Here is a 25,666-nt window from a genome sequence, read left to right on the forward strand (position 1 = left end):
GAAGACGCACGCAATGGCAAAGATCACCTATGTCGAGCATGGCGGTACCGAACACACTGTCGAGGTCGCCAACGGACTGACCGTCATGGAAGGGGCCCGTGACAACAACATTCCCGGCATCGAGGCCGATTGCGGCGGCGCCTGCGCCTGCTCGACCTGCCATGTCTACATTCACCCCGACTGGGTCGAGAAAATCCCGGCCAAGGACGACATGGAAGAAGACATGCTGGACTTTGCCTTTGAACCCGATCCGGCCCGCTCGCGACTGACCTGCCAGATCAAGGTCACGGATGCTCTGGACGGTCTGGTCGTGCAGATGCCGGAAAAACAGATCTGATGCCAGCCAGACCGGTCGTCGCCGTCGCAATCGCACTCGGTGTATGTCCGGTCACGGCACAATCGCAGCAACCGTGGCAATATGAACCACTGGGCTCGGCCGAATACTCCGAACCCACGGCGCGATACCCCCATGGTGTTCTGGGTGATCAGATTGAATACGGCGCGCTGGTCCTGCAATACGCACCCGGATCGACGCAGTATACTATACGGCTGCCAGAAGAACGTGTTTTCGAAGACATCCGGCCGCGCCTGGTCGACGTTGACAACGACGGCCGTCGCGAAGCCCTTGTCGTCGAAAGCCATCGCGACAAGGGTGCCCGGCTTGCAATCTACAACGGCGGCGGCCTGATCGCGGCCACGCCCTACATCGGCACCCGTTTCCGCTGGCTCGCACCGGTCGGCGCTGCGGACCTGGACAACGACGGCCATGTCGAAATCGCCTATGTCGACCGCCCTCATCTTGCAAAAACGCTACGGATCTGGCGTTTCGAGAACAACCAACTGACCGAGATCGCAACAATTCCCAATCTGACGAACCATCGCATCGGCGAGGATTTCATCTCCGGCGGCCTGCGCTCCTGCGGGGACACTCCCTCGCTGATACTGGCCGACGGCAACTGGTCTCGTATTGTCAGCGTCACGTATGACAAGGGCTGGCAATCAACAGATCTGGGACCGTTCCGGGGCCGCAACAGCCTCACCCAAGCCCTGACTTGCTGATCCGCACCTTCATCTGGCCAAAAGTATCCTGGGGGTGAGGCCGCAGGCCGAGGGGGCAAAGCCCCCTGATCAAGAACCCGTGACGTGCGCAGCCCGCCACGAGACCTCTGCCAGAGCTTACAGTGCCCGCCAGCCGATATCCCGCCGACAGAAACCCTCCGGCCAGTCAATCGCATCAATCATCGCATAGGCTCTGTCACGCGCGTCCTGCAATGACCCGCCACGTGCCGTGACATTCAGAACCCGCCCGCCCGACGCAGTAATCCGCCCTTCAGAAGACTTGGTTCCGGCATGGAACACCATGTTCTTGCTGTCTTCCGGCAGGTCATCCAACCCCCGGATCACCGAGCCTTTTTCATAGGTCCCCGGATATCCCTCTGCAGCCAGGACAACCGTTATCGCATGATCATCTGCCCAATTCACTTGTGTATCGCGCAAACGCCCCTCGGCGGCTGCGTGCATCAGGTCCATCGCCTGCGCGCCAAGTCGCATCATCAGAACCTGGCATTCCGGATCGCCGAAACGAACATTGTATTCGACCAACCTCGGCTGCCCATCCCGGATCATCAACCCGGCATAAAGCACGCCCTGAAAAGGCATCCCACGGCGTTTCATCTCGGCCATGGTCGGGCGCACAATCTCTTCCATTGCACGCGCTTCGACTTCGGCGTTCAAAACCGGAGCGGGTGAGTATGCGCCCATGCCGCCGGTATTAAGTCCGGTATCGCCCTCTCCAACCCGCTTGTGGTCCTGCGCAGTGCCGATGGACAGGATATCCTCACCGTCACACAGCACGAAAAGCGAGGCCTCCTCGCCCTCCATGAACTCTTCAATCACGACCTCGGCTCCGGCACCGCCAAAAGCGCCACCGAACATGTCGTCGATGGCCGCCAGCGCGGTGTCCTCGTCCATTGCCACAATCACGCCCTTGCCTGCAGCCAGACCATCCGCCTTGACGACGATGGGCGCACCCTGGGTCCGGATGTAGTCCTTGGCCGGTCCGGCCTCGGTGAACCGGGAATAAGCCGCTGTCGGGGCACCCGCGGCATCGCAGATTTCCTTGGTAAAGCTCTTTGATGCCTCAAGTTGTGCGGCACCGGCCGACGGTCCAAAAACCAGGACGCCCGCTTCCCGCAACCGGTCGGCAACACCTGCCGCCAAAGGGGCTTCAGGCCCAACGATCACGAAATCTATCGCGTTTTCTTCGGCAAAGCTGACAACCGCGCCACCGTTTTCGATATCCAGTGCCGCGCAATCGGCGATCTGCTCGATCCCGGCATTTCCGGGTGCCACGATCAGACGGTCGCATTTGGGGTTCTGCAGCACCGCCCAGGCCAGACTGTGCTCGCGCCCGCCGCTGCCGAGAATAAGGATGTTCATGAATGCTCTCCGATCTGCTTGGCCTTGCCTGCGCGGCGTTCTAAGCTGGGTGAGCATTTGAAACAAGGCGCTGAAATGTCCGACCTGCTAGACGACCCAATTCCCGGCCAGAATACCCCTGAATACACTGTTTCGGACATCTCGGGCGAAGTGAAACGGACCCTCGAAGGTGCGTTTGGCCGAATCCGTGTGCGCGGCGAGGTCGGTCGCGTCTTCAAAGCACGTTCGGGGCATTTGTACTATGACATCAAGGATGACCGGAACGTCCTGGCTTGCACAACCTGGAAAGGTCAGGTTTCCGGCCTCTCCGTTGTGCCCGAAGAAGGTCTTGAAGTTGTCGTCACCGGACGGCTGACCGCCTTTGGCGCGCAATCTAAATATAATCTGAACGTCGACGAAGTTGCGGTTGCCGGGCAAGGCGCGCTGATGGCGTTGCTGGAAAAACGCAAGAAACAGCTTGAGTCGGAAGGCCTGTTTGCGCCCGAACTCAAGAATCCCCTACCTTACCTGCCCCAGATCATCGGCGTTGTGACCTCACCTTCCGGCGCGGTGATCCGCGACATCCTGCACCGGCTGCGCGACCGGTTCCCGCGAAAGGTGCTGATCTGGCCGGTTGCGGTTCAGGGCGCCAACTGCGCGCCCGAGGTTGCCCGGGCAATCGAAGGGTTCAATCGGCTGACACCCGGCGGCGCTTTACCCCGCCCCGATCTGATCATCGTTGCGCGCGGTGGTGGCTCGATCGAAGACCTTTGGGGATTTAACGAAGAAATCGTCGCGCGGGCTGCCGCTGCATCCGCGATTCCACTGATTTCAGCCGTGGGGCATGAAACGGACACGACCCTGATCGACTTCGTCTCGGATCGTCGGGCCCCTACGCCCACCGCCGCCGCCGAATTGGCGGTACCTGTGCGGCTGGAATTGTTGGCCTGGACCGGCGAACAAGGCGCGCGTTTGTCGCGGGCGGCAACGGATGCCGTGCAACGCCGTTCGCAGCGCTTAAGGGATTTGTCACGCGCGCTGCCAAGGGCTGACAGCCTGCTCGACACACCAAGGCAACGCCTGGATCAGGTCTCGGACCGCCTGCCCAACGCCCTGATCCGCGGTGTTCAGAACCGGCGCGTCAAATTGCTGGACACATCCGCACATTTGCGCCCGTCAACCCTTCGCGGGATTGTCGAAACCCGCCGCGACCGATGGCGCAACCTGACTTCACGCCTGTCTCTGCGTCCGATCAGACAGGAACTGAAAAACCGCACCGAAAACCTGAACCGATTGTCAGAGCGTCTGAATACAGCGCACAAATCCCGGCTGGACAGGCTGCGTCAACAATTGGACGCGACCGACCGGCTGCGCGAAACGCTCAGTTACAAAGCGACGCTGGAACGAGGGTACGCTGTGGTTCGCGCAGAAGGTGCGGTTGTCACCACTAAGTCGCAGGCAGCCGGGCATCCTGTTCTTGAGATCGAATTTTCTGATGGTCGTCTGACAACCGGCGGATCGGCCAAACCTGCCTCCAAAAAAACCAAACCCGACGCCCCGGATCAGGGATCGCTTTTCTGACTCATGCTGACAATCTGGGGTCGCAAAACATCATCCAACGTTCAGGCGCTGATGTGGTGTGTCGGCGAACTGGGCCTGCCGTTTCGCCGCCATGACGTCGGACATGAATTTGGCGGGCTGGACAGCGATGCCTTCGCGGCCCTCAACCCAAACCGGACAATTCCGGTGGTACAGGACAACGACGACACAACAATTTGGGAAACGGGCGCGATCCTTCGATACCTCGCTGCACGCTATGCTGATGACAGTTTCTGGCCCGACGACCCGGTGCGACGTGCAACGGTCGATAGATGGGCGGAATGGGCCAAGCTGAACGTCGCCATGAATTTTACCGTGCCGGTCTTCTGGCGAGTCGTTAGAACGGCGCCCTCCGTCCGGGATGAAACAGCGATCACCGCTGCCCTGCATGTGCTGGAAGACAAGCTGGCCATTGCCAACCAACAATTGTCGCATAGCGCTTATATCGCAGGGACCAGTTTCACGCTGGCCGACATCCAGTTGGGCCACATTTTGTACAGGTATTTTGACATCGACATCCCGCGCGCACCATTCAGGCACCTACGGCGATACTATGAAACCCTGTCGGCCAGACCGGCCTATCGCGATCACGTCATGATTAACTACGAAAGCCTGCGTGCGCGTTAATCAAAGTCTCAAACTCCGATTTCCGGGCCATAGCACACCATTTCTTCGCCACGGTCATCAGCCTCGTACAGTTCAGTCTCCTGAGGGTCGCCCTCGAACTGCGCAATCAGCCTTCCACCCGATCTGGTGAACAACCAGCATTGAGGATCCGGTCGGTCTTCATAGACGAAACATATCTGTTGATTTTGCTCGTACCAGACACCTTCCTTGCAATCGCCATCCAGAAACGACCAGATGACCCTGCGCCCGGGCAGATAGCGTTCCACCCCATATACCTGCCCCTGGAACCCATAAAACAGGGTCTTGCCGCGTGTGTATTCGTCGAACTCTGCAGCCGATAGCGCAGTCTGCGCGGTTGCGGCCTGCGCGGACGCAATCAGAAGAATCACCAAATGCCTCAACATGATTTCATATTGTCAGATGCCGCAATCCGACGCCAACCAGCATTCTGCGACCGGTTTCCTTGACGTTACCGGTTGAGTTGCCCGGCACATCAGGCTGACACTGCATCAGAACCAACAGCCGACACTGGCAGGAGAGTAAGGGATGACAACAACGCTGTTCTGGATCGCCGCATTGTTTGCAGTCGCCTACCTTCCGATGTCTCCAAAACCGGCCAGCCTAGTGCGAACGGCATTCAAGACCGGATCGGTTGCCATCCTGGCGCTGATCGCAGCGGTTGCCGGCGCCCCTTCCCTGCTGATCCTGGCCCTGGTGTTGTGTGCCGTCGGGGATGCTTTGCTGTCGCAAGAGACCGAGGCGACGTTTATGGCCGGGATCGGTGCTTTTGCCGCCGGGCATCTGGCTTATATTGCCCTGTTTCTGACCCACGCCAGCAGCGATCCGGCGCTGATCCTGGACCGGCCGGGATTGGTCTGGTCGCTGGTTCTGCTGGGCATTGTCGCGGCGACACTTCTGGCACCACGAGCTGGTGATCTGAAAATCCCGGTGCTTTGCTATATCCCGATCATTCTTGGCATGGGGATCACGGTTCTGAGCCTGCCCGAGACCGGAGCATTACGCTGGGCTCTTCCCGGGGCGCTGGCCTTCATCGCATCCGACCTGATCCTGGCGACTGAAAAATTCCTGCTGCCCGAAAACCACCCCGCCTTGAAGATCACGCCCTATCTGGTCTGGCCGCTCTATTGGGGTGCGCAGGCCGGTTTGCTGATCGCCTTTCTCTGACCCTTTGCAACTGCCGCAAATCCGCATTAGGTGAAGAGAACACCTGCGGAGACCAAAGATGGCGTTTTTCTCAAAGCTCAAGGATCGGCTGTTCAAATCCTCGTCCCGGCTGGAACAGGGGCTCGATGCGATTGTCGAAGATGGCGGCGAAGAAACGACCGCCCCCGATCCGGTCATCCCCGAACCAGAGCCTGAGCCTCAGCCCGTCCCCGAGGTTCCCGAACCGGCCCCGACCCCCGAACCGGTCCCCGCCCCTGAACCGGCCCCCGCCCCGCAACCGGTCGAAACACCTTCTCCGGCGGACCCTACGCCGGCTCCGCCGCCGCCCGAAGCAACCCTGGCGCAGCGCAAGGGTGTTCTGGGACGGCTTTTCAATCGCAGCGACACTCAGGTCGTGGTACGGCGCACGCTTGACGATGATATGCTCGAACAGCTTGAAGAGTTGCTGATCGCCTCGGACATGGGCGTGGATACCGCCCTGCGCGTAACGGCCAACATGGCCGAAGGTCGTTTTGGCCGCAAATTGTCGACCCAGGAAATCAAGCAACTTCTGGCGCAGGAAGTCACCCGAGTGATGGAACCTGTTGCAAAGCCGTTGCCCATCTACCCCAAACGCCCACAGGTGGTTCTGGTTGTTGGCGTCAACGGATCCGGCAAAACCACAACTATCGGCAAGCTGGCAAGCCAGTTCAAATCCGCGGGTAAGAAAGTGGTCATCGCGGCGGGCGACACCTTCCGCGCCGCCGCGGTCGAACAGCTTCAGGTCTGGGGCGACCGCGCTGGCGTCCCCGTCCTGACCGCGCCCGAAGGCTCCGACCCGGCTTCGCTGGCTTTCGACGCCCTGACCCGTGCGCAGAATGAAGGGGCGGACCTTCTGATGATCGATACAGCAGGCCGCCTGCAAAACCGTGCCGACCTGATGGAGGAACTGGCCAAGATCGTCCGCGTCATCCGCAAGGTCGATGAAACCGCCCCGCACAACACCCTTCTGGTCCTCGACGCCACCACCGGCCAGAACGCGCTGAGCCAGGTTGAAACCTTCCGCAAACTGGCCGATGTCTCCGGCCTTGTGATGACCAAGCTGGACGGCACTGCCAAGGGTGGTGTTCTTGTGGCGCTCGCTGACAAGTTCGGTCTGCCCATCCACGCCATTGGTGTCGGCGAACAGATCGACGACCTGGCCCCATTCGACCCGGAAGAATTCGCCGCCGCCCTCACTGGCCTCGACAAGGGCTGATCCGCCCCTTCATCTGGCTGAAAATATCCTCGGGGGGTGTGGGGGGCAGACAGCCCCCCACCCTTTCCACCCAGCAAAAGGCCGATAGTTGAGCGACTGGCTGATTTCCCTCGAAGGCACCGAAGCGGGCCACCAACTTGCGCTGGGACTGGCGCTTATGGCGGCTTTCCTGCACGCGGTCTTCGGAGCGTTGCAGAAAGGGCGTCACGACCCCTGGCTGTCACGCGGCGCGATTGACATCTGCTACTGCCTGATGGCCGCGCCCTTTGCCTTTTTCGTCGTGCCCTGGCCCGAACCTTATATGTGGCCCATCTTCGCAGTCGTCTGGCTGATCCACATCGCCTACAAGACCTTGCAGGCGCTGGCCTACACCAAAGGCTCCTACACCGTGGTCTACCCGGTGGTGCGCGGCACCGGCCCCCTGTTCACCGTTATTGGTGCCTACCTGCTGTTCGGCGAGACATTTTCGACCACGCAGTGGTTCGGCGTCGCGGTGTTACTGGCCGGTATCTTCGGATTGGCCGGATACAACCTGCGCTATCTCGAGACGAACCGCGAAACGCTGGGTATCGCCTTGTTTCTGGCCGTCGTAACCGGGCTGTTCGTAGCGCTTTATACAACCTATGACGCCTATGGCATTCGTGCGACCGCCGATCCGTTCACATTCCTGGCCTGGTTTTTCATGATCGACGGGGCGGCAATGCCGATTTATGCCTTCCTCAGATGGCGGGCCATGATCCATCGCCCTGCGATTGGCCCACTGATGCTGCGCGGGCTCGCGGGCGGTATCATCGCCCCATTGTCCTTCGGGGCCATCATGCTCGCCACACGGCTGGACAAAGTGGGCGAGGCCGCGGTGCTTCGCGAAACCTCGACCGTGTTCGCGGCCCTGATCGGATGGCTGGTGCTGAAAGAGACCGTCGGCCCCCGGCGTATTGCCCTGATGGCCTTGATTGCATTGGGTGCAGTAATAGTTGAAATGGGCGGGTAAGCAGCAGGACAGAATCATGACAGGTAACAAAGAAATCAACCCGTTTCTGAAACAGGTGCTGGAACTGGGCCCGCCTCTGGCCTTCTTCTTCATCTATCTGCGCCTGCGTGACGACAGTTTCCTGATCGGCGGCATCGAATATTCCGGCTTCATCATAGCGACGATCATCTTTGTACCGCTGATGCTGGGTGCCATGGGCATATTGTGGTTTCTGACCGGAAAACTCAGCCGGATGCAGATCTTCACGGCCTTCATGGTGATCTTTTTCGGCGGTCTGACGGCCTGGTTCAATGATGAGCGGTTTTTCAAGATGAAAACCACGCTGGTCTACGGCTTCTTCTCGGTCATCCTGGGCATCGGTCTTTTGCAGGGGAAATCCTATCTCGCCTATGTGCTGGACGAGATGTTGCCCATGCGCCATCAGGGCTGGATGATTTTGACACGTCGCCTCTGTGGCTGCTTCGCCGTTTTGGCAGTCGCCAACGAAGTTGTCTGGCGGACCTTGTCGACCGATCTATGGGTCAAAATCGAAACCTTTGGGTTTCCGATTGGCCTGATGGTTTTTCTGATGCTGCAATTCAACCTGCTGCAAAGCTATATGGACGACCCGGATCATCAATAGGTTCCGACTGCGCACATCACAAAACCGTGAACACGCCCGCATTGGCGCCAAGTATTCTGTCTGAAATCCGGCAATTACCCACAAACAGCTTGGCTAAGCGCCAAAGCTGTGAAGAATGGGGTAACCACTCACCACCCCCATCCGGAGCCCCGTACACTCATGACGGCCTTCCCAAACAGCGGCTTTCTTGCCGAAGCATCTGACCGCCTGAAAGCCATGCTTACCGCGCAGGCTACCGAAATTTCACTGAACGACGGGGAAACCCTTTTCGAACAGGGTGACGAGGGCAACGCGCTCTACGCCATTCTGGAAGGAACGCTCGAAGTGTCCTTTCTGGCGATGAGCGGCCGAAAGCTTACACTGACGCTGATGCGTCCGGGTGAGATCTTCGGCGAAATCGCCCTGTTTGATAACGGCCCGCGTACAGCCACCATCTCCGCTGCCGAACCCTCGCGTGTCCTGTGCGTGCTGCGCAACGATGTGCTGCGTCAAATACGACAGCACCCCGATCTGGCCGAGGACATGATCCGTCTGGCAGGTCTGCGCATGCGCTGGATGGGCTCGCAGCTGAACGAGCAGGTCTTTCTGCCGATGCCGATCCGGCTGGCCCGCAAACTGCTTCACCTTTCGGAGCTTCAGGACAATCCGGCAGACAGGATAACCCTGTCGCAAAGCGAACTTGCCGAATTCGTGGGCGCCACGCGCGAAGCGGTGTCCAAGACCATCTCCACCTGGAAACGTGACAATATTGTTCAGGCGTCGCGGGGGGGGTTGCTGATCCAGGACTTCGATGCATTGCGGGAACTGGCCGAATCCGACCTGATCTGACGCCTGTGACCTGCTTCACATACATGCGGCGACGTTAACACTAAATTAATAACTGTTACCGTAGGAGGTCAGAGAATCATCCCCGATATCTGTCCACTGACCTCTCCCTGTACCAGAGCCATACGTCCTTCCCAGGCGTATGGCTCACCTTTTTCATCAGCAATTTCAGACAAAAAAGGGCCGGAGTTTACACTCCGGCCCGATTACCTTTTTGCGCCTTGGGTCATTCACCAAGGCTGAGTGCGACAAACCGGGGTTCACCTCCGCGGCGCACCAACAACAGCAGGGACTTGCGCCCGGCCTCTCGTGCTTCTTCCATCCGTGTTTCGAGGTCACTGACGGATGTCACTTTTTGCTGACCGGCCTCGGTAATCAGATCACCGGCCCGCAATCCCTTGGCATAGGCTTCAGTCGCCTCATCAACTTCGCTGACGACCAACCCGTCGGCTTCGGCGTCCAGACCAAGGTCTTCCCGCAGCTTGTCGGTCAGCGGGGAAATGGTCAGCCCCAGGATCTCGGAGTTTTCGTCCTCATCGTCCGTTTGCGCGGGCTCATCTCCGTTTTCCACCCGTTCAGCATCCTCGCGACGACCCAGAGTGACCAGTACGGTCTGTGTACCGCCGTCGCGATGGACAACGACGCGAACGGACTTGCCGACCGTTGTTTCCCCCACCTGACGCACCAACCCGCGCGTGTCTTCCACTTCGACGCCATCAAAACTCAGGATCACGTCACCCGCCTTCAGCCCGGCTTCTTTTGCCGGCCCCTCGGGCACGTCGCTGATCAGGGCGCCACCGGGCTTCTCCAGCCCCATGGCTTCGGCCATGTCTTCGGTCACGTCCTGAATGCGCACACCCAGCCAACCGCGACGCGTTTCGCCGAATTCGCGCAGTTGATCGACAACCTTGACCACCACATTAGAGGCCATGGAAAAACCAATACCGATGGACCCGCCATTGGGTGACAGGATCGCGGTGTTCACACCTATGACCTGACCATCCATGTTGAACAGCGGCCCACCCGAGTTGCCCCGGTTAATCGCAGCATCCGTCTGAATGTAGTCGTCGTAAGAGCCGCTGAGCGCGCGGTTGCGCGCCGATACGATACCGGCCGAGACCGAGAACCCCTGCCCCAGCGGATTGCCCATGGCAATCACCCAGTCACCAACGCGCGCCGTGTCGCTGTCACCAAACTTTACATATTTGAGCGGACCGGTCGCTTCGACCTTAAGCAGTGCGATGTCGGTCTTTTCGTCCGTGCCGATCACCTTGGCCGGCAACTCCTTTACGGGTTGCCCGTCACCGGGAAAGAATTCGACAAGGATTTCGTCCGCTTCGGCGATGACGTGGTTGTTGGTTACAATGAACCCGTCTTCGGAAATCACAAACCCGGAACCCAGCGCATTGCTGCGGCGTGGGAGGTTCTCATCGCCGTCGCCGTTACGGTCCTGAAATTCGCGAAAGAAATCTTCGAACGGTGACCCTTCGGGCACGATCCCGCGCGGGCCGGTCTGGCCCTCGATCAGCGTGCTGGTCGTGATGTTGACAACCGCCGGGCTGATCTTTTCCGCCAGCGGAGCAAGGCTTTCGCTCCGGGCCTGAACGGCGACAGCCTGGGCCAGAACCAACACCATTGCGGCAAAGGCCAACCACATCCACCGCATCAATAAAACCGCGTCTTCACGCCCGAGGGAAATACTGCGTGCTTTTGCCTGCACCTGTGGTCTCCTTGTCGAATTATTCAGGTGGCCACTCTCGCGCGGCCTTACTTACGGACTAATGTAGTCAGTTTGACCTGTCCCGCAACTCAGGATCGCGTGGAAATCACCGGCAAGTGAGATGTCCTGCTCAAAAGCCCAGCTGATAGGCACCCCACAGAAGGATCAACCCGCTGATCACGCACAAAAGACCCGTAATTCGCCGTGCCTGCTCGGGCAGGGTCCGCAGGGTTTCCAGCATCCGTTCGATAAGCGAAGGGGCCAGCGCATAGGCCAGCCCCTCGACAATCAGCACCAGCCCGAAGGCCAGAAGGATCATACCCATTACCGGCCGCCCTGACCTGTAGGCGATTTCAGGTAATTAAAGAAATCCGAGTCCGGGCTCAGCACCATTGAACTGTTGCCGCCGCCCAGCGCGCGCTCATATGCGGAAAGCGAGCGATAGAACTCGAAAAACTCCGGATCCTTGCCAAAGGCTTCGGCGAAAATCGCGTTTCGTTCAGCGTCGGCTTCACCACGAATGATCTCGGCTTCACGGTTGGCGTCCGAGACCAGTTCCACCACGGTCCGGTCAGCCTGCGCGCGTACACGCTGGGCCGCTTCGTTACCACGGGCGCGTTCGTCAGTGGCTTCACGCTCCCGCTCGGCTTTCATCCGGTCGAACGTAGCCTCAAGGTTCGCCTGCGGCAGATCGGTGGCCTTCAGGCGCACGTCGATCACGTTAACGCCCAGCGCCTGCGCTTCGGCAATCGCGCTGTTGCGGATGCGCAGCATCAGGGCAGCCCGGTCCGAACTCAGGATGTCGCGCGACGAAACCGAACCCAGAACTTCGCGTGTTTCAGCGCGCAGGATACGGTCCAGACGATCCTCGGCCACCGGAACGCCACCGACACCAACGGCCTGACGGAACTGGTTCAGATCGGCAATCCGATAACGGGCGAAGGCATCAACCACAAGGCGGCGATCGTCCAGTGGTGTCACCTCAAGCGGCTGCACGTCGATCGAAAGGATGCGGTCGTCATAACGCACCACTTCGTCGAAAACCGGCAGCTTGAACGCGAGGCCCGGTTCCTCCTTGACGTTTACGACCCGTCCAAAACGCAGAACAAGGGCGCGTTCACGTTCGTCAACGATAAAGATGGACGACAGTCCGGCAACGACCAGGATGACGAGAACGATCAGAATAATGGGTGACTTACGCATCAGTTGCTCCCCTCGGCCTGATTACGGCGCAGCTCGTTCAGCGGTAGATAAGGCACCACGCCTTGCCCCTGCCCGGTCGAGTTCTCGTCCAGAATGATCTTGTCCACGTCACCCAGAACCTGTTCCATCCGTTCAAGGTACAGACGTTTGCGGGTTACATCCGGGGCTTTGGAATACTCTTCCAGAACGGCGCTGAAGCGGCTGGCTTCACCCATCGCACTGTTGATCTGCTGGGCTCGGTAGGCTTCGGCTTCTTCCAAAACCTGTGCGGCTTCACCGCGCGCCTCGGCGAGTACGCGGTTCGCATAGGCGTCGGCGACGTTCTGAAGGCGGTCACGCTCTTGCGCGGCGGCCTGAACGTCGCGGAACGAAGCAATCACGTCCTGCGGCGGGTCGGCCTTGTCGAAGTTCACACGAATGATGTTCACGCCCGAGTCGTAGCTGTCCATCGTCGCCTGGATCAATTCTTGCAAACGATCAGCAATGATACCGCGGTCGCGGTTCAGGATCGGGGCCAGTTCGCTTTGCGCGATGATTTCCCGCATCGCCGATTCCGACACCGCGCGAATTGTCTGGCGTGGATCGCGCAGGTTGAACAGGAATTTGGCGGGATCGTTGATGTTCCAAACGACCTGATAGTCGATATCCACCACGTTTTCGTCGCCGGTCAGCATCAGACCATCATCACTGCCGCGCGTACCGCCCATATCCTCGGTCTGTTCGCGGGTAACCGGAATAACCTCGGCGGTCACAACCGGCCAGGGTGCAAAGTTCAGACCCGGGTTCCCAACGGCCGAGAATTCACCCAGGAACAACTCAACCGACTGTTCTTCCGGTTTTACGGTATAGAAGCTGGCAGCCGCCCAAAGGCCCACTGCGACCAGAGCGCCGATGACTACCGTGCCTTTGGTAAAGACCGGGCCACCGCCACCTGCGCCCTGACCGTTGCCGCCACGGCCACCGCCGCCACGACCACCCATCAGCACGCGCAGCTGCTCCTGGCCTTTCTTCATCAGCTCGTCGATCTCGGGGATCTGCGGGCCATCTCCTTCGGGGGGCTTGCGCCCATCACCGTTGTTACCCCGATTTCCTCCGCCGCCCGAGGAGCCTCCGCCCCCCCAGGGGCCGCCGCTGTTGCCCGCCATATGTGTCTATTCCTTCGTTTAGGCCCGTGTGATCACGGGGTCCCTTGTAACTTGTGTGCGCGCGGTTGCAAATCAAGCAGTGCGCACAGGTTGCCGCATTGTAACAAGTTCTTCCGCCATTACCGGATGAACCGCAACCGTACGGTCGAAATCTTCTTTGGTCGCGCCCATTTTGACGGCGATCCCGGCCAGTTGAATCATCTCGCCCGCACCTGGTGCTACGATGTGACAGCCCAGCACCTTGCGGGTCGCCTGGCTGACGATCAGTTTCATTAGTACCCGCTGCGTGCCGCCGGCGAAGGCTTTCTGCATCGGCTTGAAGGATGTCGCGTAAACTTCGACCGGCTCCTGTGCCGCAGCCTCTTCCTCGCTTAGTCCGACGGTTCCGAATTCCGGTTGCGTGAAGATCGCCGTCGGGATCAGTTCATGATCAACCGGGGTCGGGTTGCCTTTGAACACAGTTTCCACAAAGGCCATGCCCTCGCGAATGGCGACCGGCGTAAGGTTCACGCGATCAGTTACATCACCGATGGCATAGATCGAGGGCACGCCGGTCTGACTGTACTCATCCACCACAATCTCGCCCTTGCGACCCCGTTCGACGCCCAGTGCCTCAAGCCCCAGATTATCCGCATTCGGAGCCCGGCCAGTCGCGTACATGACAACATCGAACCGATCTTCAGTGCCGTCAGTGGCCTTTACCCGGATCTTGTCACCTTCCTTGGTCATCTCCAGCACGTTGGTGCCAAGGCGCACATCGATGCCGTTCTGGCGCATCTCTTCGCAGATCAAACCACGCGCTTCTTCATCGAAGCCACGCAGGATTTGCGCACCGCGATAGAACTGGGTGGTCTTGACCCCCATCCCGTTCATGATCCCGGCAAACTCGCTGGCGATATAGCCGCCACCAACGATCAGGATGGATTCGGGCAGCTTGTCGAGGTGGAAGATTTCGTTTGATGTGATCGCTAGGTCAGAGCCCGGAAATTCGGGCACCACAGGGCGTCCGCCGGTGGCGATCAGGATGTGCTTGGCCGTCTTGCGTGTCCCATCCGCCAGCTCAACCGTGTGGGAATCGACCACAGTGGCGCGCTGGTCAGAGCTTTCGACACCGTTGTTTTTCAGAATGTTGCGATAGATACCTTCCAGCCGGTCCAGTTCCGCCACCAGTTTGCCATGGAATGTATTCCAGTCTAGCGCACCCGGCTGAACATCCCATCCATAGGCCTGCGCATCGTCTACCATGCCGGAAAACTCGCTGGCGAAAACCATCAGCTTTTTTGGAACACAGCCCCGGATCACACAGGTTCCGCCATACCGATCCTCTTCCGCCAGCGCCACCTTGGCGCCGGTCTCACCAGCGGCCACGCGTGCTGCACGGACCCCGCCCGAGCCGCCACCGATAACGAAAAGATCATAGTCAAAGCTCATACCGGGTTCCTTTGTTCAGTTTGCCTGAAGGGTTCTGGATATCTGGGCGCGGAAAATCGTCTGCCAACCCCTAAGGATCAGGAATTCGGGTTTCTCTCTCGCCATTTGCAGAAAATCCAGCCGCAATTTTCAATCAGAGAGGTCCGAAAACAGATTGTCCCTTTCGCCATCGGCCAACTGGTCCAGTTCCAGGGTTCCTTCGTTGATGTCGCGCAGTTCGACCCGCCCGTCACCGTGGCCAATTACGACCTTGTCGCAAATATCGATGAACAACCCGTTCTCGACCACTCCGGGAACCTGGTTCAGCACCAGCGCCAACTGACGGGCATTTCCGATGCGTTGCAGATGCAGATCCAGAATGTGGTTGCCCTCATCAGTGACAAAAGGGGCCTGGCCGTTCATTCGCAGCGCAGCCGAGGTGCCAAGCACATCCATCGTATCCAGTGCTTCCTCGATCAGGGTTCGCGTGGTTTGCCAGCCAAACGGGATCACCTCGACCGGCAATGGAAATGCCCCCAGGGTTTCAACTTCTTTGCCTGCATCGGCGATGACCACCATCTGATCGCTGGCCGTTGCCACTATCTTTTCCTGAAGATGCGCACCGCCGCCGCCCTTGATCAGGTTCAACTCGCCGTCAAATTCATCCGCACCGTCTATGGTCAGGTCCAGCCACCCCGCTTGATCCAGCGAGACGACTTCGATCCCGACCTCTCGCGCCAGCTGTGCCGTGCGGGTCGAAGTGGGCACGCCCTTGATCCGCAACCCTTCCTCTTGCACCCGTTCGCCGAGCCGACGCACAAGCCAAGCGGCCGTTGATCCGGTTCCCAATCCGACACGCATGCCGTCCTGAACCATTTCCGCGGCACGGTGCGCGGCTACATATTTCGCCTTGTCGATGGGCGACAGATCCCCTGTCATGGCAGCTTTCCCCCAAGTTGCTGCGGGCCTTATACGAAATGCCACACTCAACTTCGAGACCCAAAACGCCAATTCAACGGGGCGCCCTGTCGCGAAAATACGCGTTTCCTATTGGAAACGTCGCAATCGGCGTGTCCTGCGGGAAAGGTGCGTAATAGATATGCATTATGGAACCGCGCTACCGCCTGCATTACGCCCCTGACAACGCCTCGCTAGTGATCCGACTGGCGTTGGAAGAGATGGGTTTGCCTTATGAGACCGCATTGGTCGATCGGACCCGTGATGAGCAAAACAGTGCTGCCTATAAGCAACTGAACCCCAACGGCCTTATCCCTGTTTTGGAGACGCCGCAGGGACCGATCTTTGAAACTGCAGCCATTTTGCTGTGGCTGACCGATACACACGGGCAACTCGCACCGGCTCCGCAGCATCCGGACCGCGCGGCGTATCTGAAATGGCTTTTTTTTGCGTCGAACACGCTGCACGCCGACCTGCGCATTTTGTTCTATGCCGAGAAGTACATTGAGGCGGCGCAGACAGAAGCGCTGCGGGCTGGTATCCGGACCCGCCTGAAACGACATCTTTCAATCCTCGAAAAGCAGGCGAAGGACCCGCCGGGCTGGTTTGGCTCAGACCAACCGTCGGCCCTGTCATACTACATCGCCTGCATGATGCGATGGATGGCGTTGTATCCGGCCGAGGCCGATCGCAGCTGGTTCCAACTGACTGACACTCCTCATCTGAGGCAGCTTTTGCTGCAACTGGAAGCCCGCCCCGCAACGCGCGTAGCAATCGCAGCGGAAGGGCTGGGAGTTGCACCGTTCACTGCACCATCATACGCTACACCACCAGAAGGCTCAGCTACCTGATATGTTTCTATCTGTCTTCGATATGTTCAAAGTGGGCATCGGCCCGTCCTCGTCCCACACCATGGGACCAATGGTTGCCGCGGCCCGCTTTCTGGACCTGATGCGCGCCTCGCCGTTCGAATTCTCGGGGCTTCGGGGGTCATTGCATGGCTCACTGGCGTTCACAGGTGTGGGCCACGCGACCGACCGCGCCACGATCCTCGGGCTGGCCGGGTTTGTTCCGGACACCTATGACAACAACAAGGCCGAAGAAGCGCTGGCCGCCATATCAGACTCGCATACTGTCACGCCGGAAGGGCTGCCGACGCTGAAGTTCGATCCAAAATCGGATCTGGTGTTCGACTATGAAAACAACCTGCCGGGCCACGCCAATGGTATGATCCTGATGGCCACAGACGCGCAGGGCGATGTGATCCTCAGGCAGGTCTACTACTCGATCGGTGGCGGGTTTGTCCTGACCGAAGAAGAACTGGCCGAGGGCAAGGCAACGGATGAAGGTGATCCGGTGCCGTTTCCGTTCAAAACTGCGGTCGAGATGCTTGAGATGGCCAGTTCCAGCGGCAAAAGCATCGCGGACATGAAACGCGCGAATGAAATCGCGCGTGGATGCGCGGACAGTTTTGCCAAGGGCACCGCGCGCCTGTGGCAGGTAATGAATGACTGTATCGAACGTGGATTGGTCACAGATGGCATTCTGCCCGGTGGCCTCAAGGTTCGCCGCCGTGCCAAAGGCATCCATGTCGCACTGGTGGCCGAGCGTGGCATGAATCTGAACGCTCCGCACACGATCAACGACTGGATGAGCGTTTACGCCATGGCCGTCAACGAAGAGAACGCTGCCGGGGGCCAGGTGGTCACGGCGCCCACCAATGGGGCCGCAGGCGTTCTGCCGGCCGTTTTGCGGTACTATCTGGATCACGTACCCGGCGCGTCCGAAAGCCATGTGGAAGATTTCCTTTTGACGGCTGCCGCGATTGGCGGGCTGGTCAAGTTCAATGCCTCGATCTCGGGCGCAGAAGCCGGATGCCAAGCCGAGGTTGGCAGCGCCTCGGCGATGGCGGCCGCCGGTTTGTGCGCAGTGATGGGCGGCACGCCCGAACAGGTCGAAAACGCTGCGGAGATCGCGCTGGAGCATCACCTGGGAATGACATGCGACCCGGTTGCCGGACTTGTTCAGGTGCCTTGTATCGAACGGAACGGTCTGGGTGCGATCAAGGCGGTTTCAGCGGCCTCGCTGGCGCTGCGCGGCGATGGCAAGCATTTCGTTCCTCTGGATTCGGTCATTGAAACCATGCGCCAGACCGGGCACGACATGCACGAACGCTACAAGGAAACGTCTCTGGGCGGCCTGGCCGTCAATGTTCCGAACTGCTGAGGCAAACGGCGACGTCGCAACGCGTCCGTATTTCCGCGTTTTCTGGATGGATTTGCACCAAAAGCGGTGCAAATCTGTTCCTGAAAGGAAGGTGTTTCATGCGTGGACGTTGTCTTTGCGGAAAGGTCGGCTTTGAAGTCAGTCCACCTGTTTTGTCCTGCGTCACCTGCCACTGCGAAAGCTGCCGCAGGCAATGCTCGGCCCCGATGACCGCCTATTTCGGCATCCGGGACAGCCAATGGCGCTGGACAGGTGAAACACCAAAGACGTTTCATTCCTCTCCGGGCGTGGAACGCAGCTTTTGCCCGCATTGCGGCACACCAATGTCCTTTCGCTCGCAGTCTATGTCCGACGTGATGCATATGTACGTCGCCACACTTGAGGATCCCGAGGCTTTGCGGCCTACCCTGCACGTCGCCCATGAAGAGAAACTCAGCTGGCTCAAGCTGAATGACGGCCTGCCCTGCTGCATCGGACCCGATTACACCAAATACCAACCGCTTCCGGAAAGCTGACCTTTCCCCGTCCGCAGCAAATCGTTAGCGTCGCGAACATGACTCAGGACCGACCCGTACTCGGCATCATTCTGATGCTTGGCTTTTGCATGCTCGCCCCGCTGGGTGATGCCATGGCCAAACTGTTGGGTGAGACAACTCCGATCGGCATACTGGTCTTCACCCGGTTTGCCGTGCAGGCACTGATCCTGATCCCTCTGGTCGCCCTCACAGGTCGTCCTTGGCGTCTGCGGGGGCGTATTCTGAAACTGACCGTGATCCGGACCGGTCTGCACATCCTTGGCATCACAGCGATGTTCAGTGCCTTGCAATTCCTGCCGCTGGCCGATGCCATCGCTATCGCCTTCGTTATGCCCTTCATCATGCTGCTTCTGGGCAGGTTCGTTCTGGATGAAGAGGTTGGCATAAGGCGATTGTTGGCCTGTGTCGTTGGGTTTGCCGGTACGCTTCTCGTCATTCAGCCCAGCTTCGCTCAGGTCGGAGCGCCTGCCCTGCTGCCGCTGATCGTGGCCGTGGTGTTTGCGCTGTTCATGCTTGTCACGCGGCAGATCGCCAAGGAAACCGATCCGGTTTCGCTCCAGGCTGTTTCGGGCGCGATGGCAACGCTGATCCTGCTGCCTGTGCTGACCCTAGGAAGCGCCATTGACGTTCCGGAACTGACGTTCAGCCTGACTGACAAAGACGCGGTTTGGCTGCTTTTGGGTATCGGCGTTCTGGGCACCGTTGCCCACCTGTTGATGACCTGGTCGTTGCGCTATGCCCCATCAGCAACGCTGGCGCCGATGCAGTATCTGGAAATCCCGGTTGCGACCGTGTTCGGCTGGCTGATCTTTCACGACCTGCCCAACGGCATCGCCGCGTTGGGGATCGGCATCACGATGGCGGCAGGTCTTTACGTCATTCTGCGCGAGCGGGCCACCGCCCGGTCTGCGCCGACAGAAACGCCTGCATGACCTGATCCAGCGCGCAGCGGGGAACCATTGCAACCAGACCCGGGCCATTCATCTGCAACGTGACTTCGGATACCGCACGGTTGGACGTGCCGATCTGACCGTCCGGCTCCAGAACCAGATCATCGATCGGCCACTCCAGCCCTTGCGAGCGTCCTGTCACTCTTTGCAGGGGAAACAAGGATACCACGCTCCCTTTCGGCAAGTTCAGGGAAACCTTGGGCGGCGCGTGAAACACGACTTCGTGCTCTCCCAGCAGGATGCATGATTGGTCCTGACGCTTGATCAGTACGCTGAGGACCGCCAATTGATGATCCAAACGCCCGCCCAGAAAGCCAACGCCCAAAACCACGGGGGCTTCGATATTGCGCAGCGCCTTGTCGAAATCCGTGCTGTTCTGTTCAGGTATGGGAAACAGGCGGTCCGCCGGTATCTCTTCAAGGTCGGATGCGGAAAGCGAATCGAAATCACCGATGACGGCATCCGGAATACGCCCCGATTCCCTGAGAACCGTCGCACCACCATCCGCTGCAACGGCCAAATTGGCGCGATTCAGCGCCAGATTCAGATCATCGGGCCCGATTTGCCCTCCGCCAACCAGTAAGATTGGCTCGGACGACCGCACAATCGGCGCATTTTTTCTAAGATTGATCATTTTTCCCGGATTTGGACACATTCAGACCACAAAATGATAGGTTCATATAGAGAGTTTCGAACCAATACGTGTGCCTGATTCCGGGCGAATTGGTTCAGGTAGTTTGTAAAGGACGTGCGTCTGATGGTACAGAATAACAAGGTATTGACCGTTTCTTATGGAACCTTCTCCTGCACATTAGAAGGCTTTGACGATTCGTTTGAAACGATGAAAGCGATTGCCGAGTATTTTCGCGACCTTGCAGCAGATGATCGATACTTCGGCTCGGAACCGCCACAGCCTGACGCCGAAATGCTGACCCGGATCGCACAGCGGGACGCCTCGAAACGTGTGGAAGCCAGCCAGAGCGACAGTGGCCTACTGCTGCGCGCAACCGAAAGTTCAGCCACGATGGCCACGCCCACAATGCCGCCAGCACAGGAACCAACCATCAGTACCCCCGATCTGAATGTCGTCAATACACCGCAACCAGCGCAACCCGTTGCCACTGCCGAACCCTTCGATGCTGCGCCAGCCCCCCCTGCTGACAGCATCGCCGCCAAACTTCAGCGGATCCGCGCGGTGGTTTCGCACTCGACCGACAATCCTGTCGAATACTCTGAAGACGAAGACAGCACCTTGCTGAAAGGTGGTGCCGCCCCGGTTGACGCCGTGGCCGCAGCCTTTGAGGCGGGTGCGCTGAACCCGGCAGACATCGAGCCTGTGACCCCCGTCTCGATGCCTGCACCCGAAGCGGCAACCCCACCCGCCGCTCCAGAACCTGTTCCCGCACCAGCGCCTGTTGTATCCGAAGAGTTTGAATACGAGGCTGAAGCTCCGGCAGCGGACGCACTGTTTTCGGACCTTGATGATCTGACTGAAGACGAACAGCCGGAAGCAGAAGCCGAAGAAGACGAGATCGTAAACATCCTCAGCGAAGAAGACGTGGCAGAGCAGGAAGAGGAATCCGAAGCGGCCGAGTCGCAAGAGGAAGCAGCGGAAGACAACAAGCTTCTCCTGACTGCCGAAGATGAAGTTGCACTGCTGGACGAGATCTCGGCCGTCGAGGCAGAACTGGCGCAGCGGGCCGAAGACCAAAAGCCGAAGGATCATTCGAGCCTTGATCTGGACGTGTCCCGCCTGATGGACAAAGCCGACGAACAACTTGATGACCCGGCTGCAAATGATCAGCGCGAGACATATTCGCACCTGCGCACCGCGGTTGCGGCCACCGAAGCCGAGCGCAAGGAAAAGGGTGAATCTGCCGAGAAAGCTCAGGATCAGGAATACCGGGGGGATCTGGCGTCGGTCGTCAGCCCGCGCCGCCCGGAAATTCAGGTCACCAGCATGCGTCCGGAATCCGATGCCGCTGCACCGCTCAAACTGGTGGCGGAACAGCGCATCGACAATCAGCAAAACGAAGCTGGCCCCGTCACGCCCCGCCGCGTCACCACCCCGCAAGAAGAAAAGTCTGCTGACGAAGGTGGTTTCGCGACGTTCGCCCAGGAACAGGGCGCTCAGTCATTGCCTGATCTGCTGGAAGCCGCCGCTGCATACCTGTCCTTTATCGAGGGTCAGGAACAGTTCTCGCGCCCGCAATTGATGAACAAGGTCCGGTCCCTCAAGCAGGACGAATTCAACCGCGAAGAAAGCCTGCGTTCGTTCGGTCAATTGTTGCGGGATGGAAAAATCGAAAAGGCTGGCGGAGGCCGCTTTGCCGCCTCGAACCAGATCGGTTTTCGCCCCAGCGACGAGCGCGCAGCGGGCTGATCCGCAAAAGGTTTAGTCAGAAAAAGGCCGGAGGACACCTCCGGCCTTATTCTGTTTGCGTATCTGGGAACGAACCGGAAGACGCGTACGTTTCCGTCGTTCCAACACACTCGCTTTCGCGAGCGTGGCTAACGTGATCCCTGGTCAGGGTCTTCTTTGCCAACACCACGGAAAACGAACTTGAACGGCAATGCCCACAAGATGCCAAGCACGATGTAGACCAGCAGTTCCAGCCAGATTGGCGGGCGATCCAGCCAGTTCACAACCGTCACCACGGCAACGACGTAAACGGGCAAGCCAACCAGCAGAATAATCAGCGACCAGCGGCGGCGCGCCTTGTAGCTCAGGCCGGTTTTTTGTTCGTCGCTCATCAGTCGGCAAACGGGTCTGTCACCAGAATGGTGTCTTCCCGCTCCGGGCTGGTGGACAACAGGGCGACAGGGCATTCGATCAGTTCTTCGACACGGCGAACGTATTTGATCGCGTTGGCTGGCAAGTCCGCCCAACTGCGCGCGCCTTCGGTCGATTCACTCCAACCCTGCATTTCCTCATAAATCGGCTTGCAGCGCGCCTGCTGATCTGCCGCCGTGGGCAGATAATCCAGGCGCTCGCCATCCAGTTCGTAACCCACGCAAATCTTGAGCGTCTCGAAACCATCCAGAACATCCAGCTTGGTCAGCGAAATACCGTTCACACCGCTGGTCGCGCAGGTCTGGCGCACCAGGCAGGCGTCAAACCAACCGCACCGGCGCTTACGACCAGTGGTCGTGCCGAATTCGTGACCACGCTCACCAAGGCGCTGACCGTCATCATCCTCCAGTTCCGTGGGGAACGGCCCCTCGCCCACGCGCGTCGTATAGGCTTTGACGATACCCAGCACAAAATCGATGGACCCGGGGCCGATGCCGACCCCGGTTGCAGCCTGCCCTGCGATCACGTTGGACGAGGTCACAAAGGGATAGGTTCCGAAATCAATGTCCAGCAAGGCGCCCTGCGCCCCTTCGAACAGAATACGTTTGCCCGCTTTGCGCTTTTCATTCAGCACCTTCCAGACCGGGGCGGCAAACGGCAGAATCTGCGACGCAATCTCCTTGAGCTGCGCGATCAGACCGTCGCGATCGACCGGCTCGATCCCTAAGCCTTTGCGCAGCGGGTCGTGATGCTGCAACGCCCGGTCAACCCGAGCTTCAAGAGTTGCCTCGTCCGCCAGGTCCGCTACACGGACCGAACGGCGACCGACCTTGTCTTCATATGCCGGCCCGATGCCGCGCCCGGTTGTGCCGATCTTGGTACCCTTGCTTGCAGCCTCTTCGCGCGCGCGGTCCAGTTCGCCGTGAATCGGCAGGATCAGCGGTGTGTTTTCTGCGATCATCAGTGTATCGGGCGTGATATCGACACCCTGTGCCCGGACCGTTTCGATCTCCTTGACCAGATGCCACGGATCCAGAACCACGCCATTGCCGATGACACTCAGCTTGCCGCCGCGCACAACACCGGATGGCAGCGCATGAAGCTTGTAGACTTCGCCATCGATAACCAAAGTATGACCGGCGTTATGCCCGCCCTGAAAACGCGCGATCACGTCCGCCCGTTCGCTGAGCCAGTCGACGATCTTGCCTTTTCCCTCGTCGCCCCACTGGGCTCCGACAACAACCACATTGGCCATACCAGGTCCTTTTGTGCTGATTTATCAAACCCGGCTCGTATAGCGAGGTGACAGCAGCAGGGAAACAGGTAATTCGACGCATCCGCAAATCGCGCTGCGCGCGATGCCTCCGGCGGGGATATTTTTGGGCCAGATGAAGTCCGGATCCCTTGTTCATCTGGCCCGAAATATCCCGGGGGAGTCGCCCGGTGGGCGGCGGGGGCAGCGCCCCCTCACCCTTACCTGAGGCAAACGGGCTCACCATGAGGCGTCGTCAGATAGGCGTCTTCCCAAGCGTGTCGCAGCAACAGGAGTTCATCCGGGGCAGCATCACCATGCTCTGCCAACAGCGCCTCCAGCGTTTCGAGCCAGGCGTGAAAATAATCATCTCCGCCATCCAACTCTTTGCTCAGCCCATGTTTTCTTAAGGTCGCCGAAAACCTGGCGACCCAATCTGACCAACCGAACCGACCGGTTTCGTTCAGGGCCATGGTTATCGCAAAGACCTGTGCGTGCCATGGCTGGTCAAAAACGGGCTGAGGTGCCGAATGTGTCAGACAGGTGCTCATGCGGGTTCCAGATGGCTCTGCCAGACGTCCAAAACCACCTCATCCCTCGGGTGTTCCGGGTTGGCCCAGAGTTCAGATGCGGGGAAGACCACTGCGTAAAGCGGTTCAGGGGCTTCTCCCAGACCGTGTGCGTTTGAATCGGGAAAAACATGCGTTCCGTGCAGTCTCAGAATGCGCCCCTTTGCACCGGCGGCATAGATGGGCAGACGCGTGTGACCGCCGTCCACAAGACGATTGGCCGCCAGATGCGAGGTAACGACGTCCTGGCCTGCCACGAACCTGGCCGGAATATCCGACGGACGATCGGCGGGACCACCACTGGATAGTACACGGGCCACTGCTTCGGCCTTCATGGCCTTGCCTGCCAACGGATGTGGGCTTTCAGACGGGTTCCCCTGCAGGTCATCAGGCGTCAGGATGCCGCGCTCCACCAACAAATCGGCAAGGGCGGAGATCCACTTTTCATAGTACGAGAACCGGGTGTAATCCTTGGGCGACAGGCGTTCCCGTGCGTGGCGGGAAATGTCGATGTTCCACTGTCCCAGTGATCCGGCTGCCAGGGTCAGCGCCAGCGCCCGGGCGTGCCAGTCTTCGGGAAATACAGGGCCGTCCTCGGGCTCGGGGCGAACCGGTCCGTCGCCGAAACGTCCACCCATGTCGTGCACGCGAGTCATGCCGGCACCTTCGGCAATCCGGTCCCGATCATACTGTCCCGCGTGACAAGCGTGGCGAGTTCGTCTTCGCCTAACCCCTCCGTTCCCTGCGGACGCATCGGCAGTACAAGGTATCGAACCTCGGCCGTGGAATCCCAAACCCGGACCGATGTGTTATCGGGCAGCGTCACGCCAAAATCTGCCAGTACCTTGCGAGGTTCTCGCACTGCACGCGCCCGGTAGGCATCCGACTTGTACCAGCCCGGCGGTATTCCAAGCAGCGGCCAAGGGTAACAGCTGCACAATGTACAGACGACCATATTGTGCTGATCGGGCGTGTTTTCCACCACCACCATATGTTCACCCTGCCGCCCGTAGTATCCCAGTTCGGCAACAACCGGCGTGGCATCTTCCAGCAACGCGGCCTTGAAGGCCGGATCGCTCCACGCCTTGGCGACAACGCGGGCACCATTCTGAGGGCCGATCCTATTCTGATACGTATCTATGATCTCATCCAGCGCGGCTGGATCAATCAAACCCTTGCGTGTCAGAATCGTCTCAAGTGCCTTAACGCGAAGCGCGGGTTCGGGCGGCAAAAGGGCGTGCGGGTGATCGTGATCATCATGTGGCATGGCCGCAGCCTGCGCGAGGAAAAGCCATGCTGTCCAGTCCCTTTGACGTGATCTGAGGCATCAGGGTTCTTGATGCCAACTCCTCCCTTGCCCCCAGCATCAAACTTGCATAGATACCACGCGATACACGCCA

General features: G+C 59.2%; 28 protein-coding genes. 14 read left to right on the top strand and 14 right to left on the bottom strand.

The annotated features are described in order from the left end of the window. The first annotated feature begins 13 nt into the window (after positions 1–13). Together ACR0FE_RS19680 and ACR0FE_RS19685 are read left to right on the top strand one after the other, a co-directional pair. Complete coding sequence (locus ACR0FE_RS19680; protein ID WP_170346586.1) at positions 14–337, top strand: 2Fe-2S iron-sulfur cluster-binding protein; 324 nt, start codon at positions 14–16, stop codon at positions 335–337. Continuing rightward, positions 337–1,059, top strand: a complete 723-nt coding sequence (locus ACR0FE_RS19685) for an FG-GAP repeat domain-containing protein (protein ID WP_480914789.1) — start codon at positions 337–339, stop codon at positions 1,057–1,059. Before ACR0FE_RS19680 ends, ACR0FE_RS19685 begins: the two co-directional genes overlap by 1 nt. 117 nt (positions 1,060–1,176) lie before the next feature. Here ACR0FE_RS19685 and purD read toward each other — a convergent pair whose 3' ends face one another. Continuing rightward, positions 1,177–2,439 (bottom strand): phosphoribosylamine--glycine ligase, encoded by a 1,263-nt coding sequence (purD, locus tag ACR0FE_RS19690; RefSeq protein ID WP_480914790.1) that lies wholly within the window; start codon positions 2,437–2,439, stop codon positions 1,177–1,179. A gap of 75 nt (positions 2,440–2,514) precedes the next feature. Between purD and xseA the strand changes: the two genes are divergently transcribed. Together xseA and ACR0FE_RS19700 are read left to right on the top strand one after the other, a co-directional pair. Then, complete coding sequence (gene xseA, locus ACR0FE_RS19695) at positions 2,515–3,999, top strand: exodeoxyribonuclease VII large subunit (protein WP_480914792.1); 1,485 nt, start codon at positions 2,515–2,517, stop codon at positions 3,997–3,999. Between the two features lie 3 nt (positions 4,000–4,002). Beyond that, on the top strand, positions 4,003–4,644 hold the full coding sequence (locus ACR0FE_RS19700; protein ID WP_480914794.1) for a glutathione S-transferase family protein: 642 nt from the start codon (positions 4,003–4,005) through the stop codon (positions 4,642–4,644). Between the two features lie 8 nt (positions 4,645–4,652). Here the strand turns inward: ACR0FE_RS19700 and ACR0FE_RS19705 are convergent, their stop codons facing one another. Continuing rightward, entirely contained in the window at positions 4,653–5,048 is a 396-nt protein-coding gene (locus ACR0FE_RS19705) for a hypothetical protein (protein WP_480489670.1), read from the bottom strand. Positions 5,049–5,190: 142 nt separating this feature from the next. Here ACR0FE_RS19705 and ACR0FE_RS19710 point away from each other — a divergent pair, with 142 nt between their 5' ends. The 5 genes from ACR0FE_RS19710 (at position 5,191) to ACR0FE_RS19730 (ending at position 9,507) form a co-directional block, all read left to right on the top strand. Next, positions 5,191–5,829, top strand: coding sequence for a lysoplasmalogenase family protein (locus tag ACR0FE_RS19710; protein ID WP_480914796.1), 639 nt, complete (start codon positions 5,191–5,193; stop codon positions 5,827–5,829). 58 nt (positions 5,830–5,887) lie between these two features. Then, positions 5,888–7,066: a signal recognition particle-docking protein FtsY gene (gene ftsY / locus ACR0FE_RS19715; protein WP_480914798.1), complete on the top strand. Its 1,179-nt coding sequence runs from the start codon at positions 5,888–5,890 to the stop codon at positions 7,064–7,066. 88 nt (positions 7,067–7,154) lie between these two features. Next, positions 7,155–8,057 (top strand): DMT family transporter, encoded by a 903-nt coding sequence (locus ACR0FE_RS19720; protein WP_170616500.1) that lies wholly within the window; start codon positions 7,155–7,157, stop codon positions 8,055–8,057. Positions 8,058–8,073: 16 nt separating this feature from the next. Continuing rightward, positions 8,074–8,679, top strand: coding sequence for an inner membrane-spanning protein YciB (locus ACR0FE_RS19725; RefSeq protein ID WP_480914800.1), 606 nt, complete (start codon positions 8,074–8,076; stop codon positions 8,677–8,679). Positions 8,680–8,838: 159 nt separating this feature from the next. After that, the gene (locus tag ACR0FE_RS19730) at positions 8,839–9,507 is read left to right on the top strand and encodes a Crp/Fnr family transcriptional regulator (protein WP_480914801.1); all 669 of its coding nucleotides are present in this window, start codon (positions 8,839–8,841) and stop codon (positions 9,505–9,507) included. Between the two features lie 223 nt (positions 9,508–9,730). On the opposite strand, the gene ACR0FE_RS19735 is transcribed toward ACR0FE_RS19730, so the two are convergent. The 6 genes from ACR0FE_RS19735 to rpiA all read right to left on the bottom strand — a co-directional run bounded on the left by ACR0FE_RS19735 (position 9,731) and on the right by rpiA (position 15,921). Beyond that, positions 9,731–11,170: a Do family serine endopeptidase gene (locus tag ACR0FE_RS19735; protein WP_480914865.1), complete on the bottom strand. Its 1,440-nt coding sequence runs from the start codon at positions 11,168–11,170 to the stop codon at positions 9,731–9,733. Between the two features lie 184 nt (positions 11,171–11,354). After that, the gene (locus ACR0FE_RS19740) at positions 11,355–11,549 is read right to left on the bottom strand and encodes a DUF2065 domain-containing protein (RefSeq protein WP_170616506.1); all 195 of its coding nucleotides are present in this window, start codon (positions 11,547–11,549) and stop codon (positions 11,355–11,357) included. Next, positions 11,549–12,427 carry a protease modulator HflC gene (hflC, locus tag ACR0FE_RS19745; protein WP_170806106.1) on the bottom strand — a complete coding sequence of 293 codons (879 nt, stop codon included), beginning with the start codon at positions 12,425–12,427 and terminating at the stop codon, positions 11,549–11,551. The genes ACR0FE_RS19740 and hflC overlap by 1 nt, the downstream gene beginning before the upstream one ends. Beyond that, positions 12,427–13,572: an FtsH protease activity modulator HflK gene (gene hflK, locus ACR0FE_RS19750; protein WP_170616510.1), complete on the bottom strand. Its 1,146-nt coding sequence runs from the start codon at positions 13,570–13,572 to the stop codon at positions 12,427–12,429. The genes hflC and hflK overlap by 1 nt, the downstream gene beginning before the upstream one ends. 72 nt (positions 13,573–13,644) lie before the next feature. Beyond that, positions 13,645–15,003 carry a glutathione-disulfide reductase gene (gene gor, locus ACR0FE_RS19755; protein WP_480914804.1) on the bottom strand — a complete coding sequence of 453 codons (1,359 nt, stop codon included), beginning with the start codon at positions 15,001–15,003 and terminating at the stop codon, positions 13,645–13,647. Between the two features lie 129 nt (positions 15,004–15,132). Then, entirely contained in the window at positions 15,133–15,921 is a 789-nt protein-coding gene (rpiA, locus tag ACR0FE_RS19760; protein WP_480907189.1) for a ribose-5-phosphate isomerase RpiA, read from the bottom strand. A 167-nt stretch (positions 15,922–16,088) separates the two neighbouring features. On the opposite strand from rpiA, the gene ACR0FE_RS19765 reads away from it, so the two are divergent. The 4 genes from ACR0FE_RS19765 (at position 16,089) to ACR0FE_RS19780 (ending at position 19,633) form a co-directional block, all read left to right on the top strand. Beyond that, positions 16,089–16,790: a glutathione S-transferase family protein gene (locus ACR0FE_RS19765; RefSeq protein ID WP_480914806.1), complete on the top strand. Its 702-nt coding sequence runs from the start codon at positions 16,089–16,091 to the stop codon at positions 16,788–16,790. A gap of 1 nt (position 16,791) precedes the next feature. Then, positions 16,792–18,165 (top strand): L-serine ammonia-lyase, encoded by a 1,374-nt coding sequence (locus tag ACR0FE_RS19770; RefSeq protein WP_480914808.1) that lies wholly within the window; start codon positions 16,792–16,794, stop codon positions 18,163–18,165. Positions 18,166–18,263: 98 nt separating this feature from the next. Beyond that, on the top strand, positions 18,264–18,680 hold the full coding sequence (locus tag ACR0FE_RS19775; protein WP_480914810.1) for a GFA family protein: 417 nt from the start codon (positions 18,264–18,266) through the stop codon (positions 18,678–18,680). A gap of 38 nt (positions 18,681–18,718) precedes the next feature. Next, positions 18,719–19,633 carry a DMT family transporter gene (locus ACR0FE_RS19780; RefSeq protein WP_480914812.1) on the top strand — a complete coding sequence of 305 codons (915 nt, stop codon included), beginning with the start codon at positions 18,719–18,721 and terminating at the stop codon, positions 19,631–19,633. On the opposite strand, the gene ACR0FE_RS19785 is transcribed toward ACR0FE_RS19780, so the two are convergent. Then, positions 19,578–20,285 carry a thiamine diphosphokinase gene (locus ACR0FE_RS19785; protein ID WP_480914813.1) on the bottom strand — a complete coding sequence of 236 codons (708 nt, stop codon included), beginning with the start codon at positions 20,283–20,285 and terminating at the stop codon, positions 19,578–19,580. The two genes, ACR0FE_RS19780 and ACR0FE_RS19785, sit on opposite strands and share 56 nt — an antisense overlap. 123 nt (positions 20,286–20,408) lie before the next feature. On the opposite strand from ACR0FE_RS19785, the gene ACR0FE_RS19790 reads away from it, so the two are divergent. Next, entirely contained in the window at positions 20,409–22,034 is a 1,626-nt protein-coding gene (locus ACR0FE_RS19790) for a hypothetical protein (RefSeq protein WP_480914815.1), read from the top strand. A gap of 128 nt (positions 22,035–22,162) precedes the next feature. Here the strand turns inward: ACR0FE_RS19790 and ACR0FE_RS19795 are convergent, their stop codons facing one another. The 5 genes from ACR0FE_RS19795 to nthA form a co-directional block, all read right to left on the bottom strand. Continuing rightward, positions 22,163–22,405 (bottom strand): DUF2842 domain-containing protein, encoded by a 243-nt coding sequence (locus tag ACR0FE_RS19795; protein WP_170806099.1) that lies wholly within the window; start codon positions 22,403–22,405, stop codon positions 22,163–22,165. Then, complete coding sequence (locus ACR0FE_RS19800) at positions 22,405–23,700, bottom strand: adenylosuccinate synthase (RefSeq protein WP_170616541.1); 1,296 nt, start codon at positions 23,698–23,700, stop codon at positions 22,405–22,407. The genes ACR0FE_RS19795 and ACR0FE_RS19800 overlap by 1 nt, the downstream gene beginning before the upstream one ends. Positions 23,701–23,918: 218 nt before the next feature. Next, entirely contained in the window at positions 23,919–24,248 is a 330-nt protein-coding gene (locus ACR0FE_RS19805) for a nitrile hydratase accessory protein (protein ID WP_170616543.1), read from the bottom strand. Then, the gene (nthB, locus tag ACR0FE_RS19810) at positions 24,245–24,922 is read right to left on the bottom strand and encodes a nitrile hydratase subunit beta (RefSeq protein ID WP_170616546.1); all 678 of its coding nucleotides are present in this window, start codon (positions 24,920–24,922) and stop codon (positions 24,245–24,247) included. The genes ACR0FE_RS19805 and nthB overlap by 4 nt, the downstream gene beginning before the upstream one ends. Then, on the bottom strand, positions 24,919–25,533 hold the full coding sequence (gene nthA, locus ACR0FE_RS19815; protein ID WP_170616548.1) for a nitrile hydratase subunit alpha: 615 nt from the start codon (positions 25,531–25,533) through the stop codon (positions 24,919–24,921). The genes nthB and nthA overlap by 4 nt, the downstream gene beginning before the upstream one ends. Positions 25,534–25,666 lie beyond the last annotated feature (133 nt).

It is taken from the genome of Ruegeria sp. K7, from assembly GCF_056531785.1.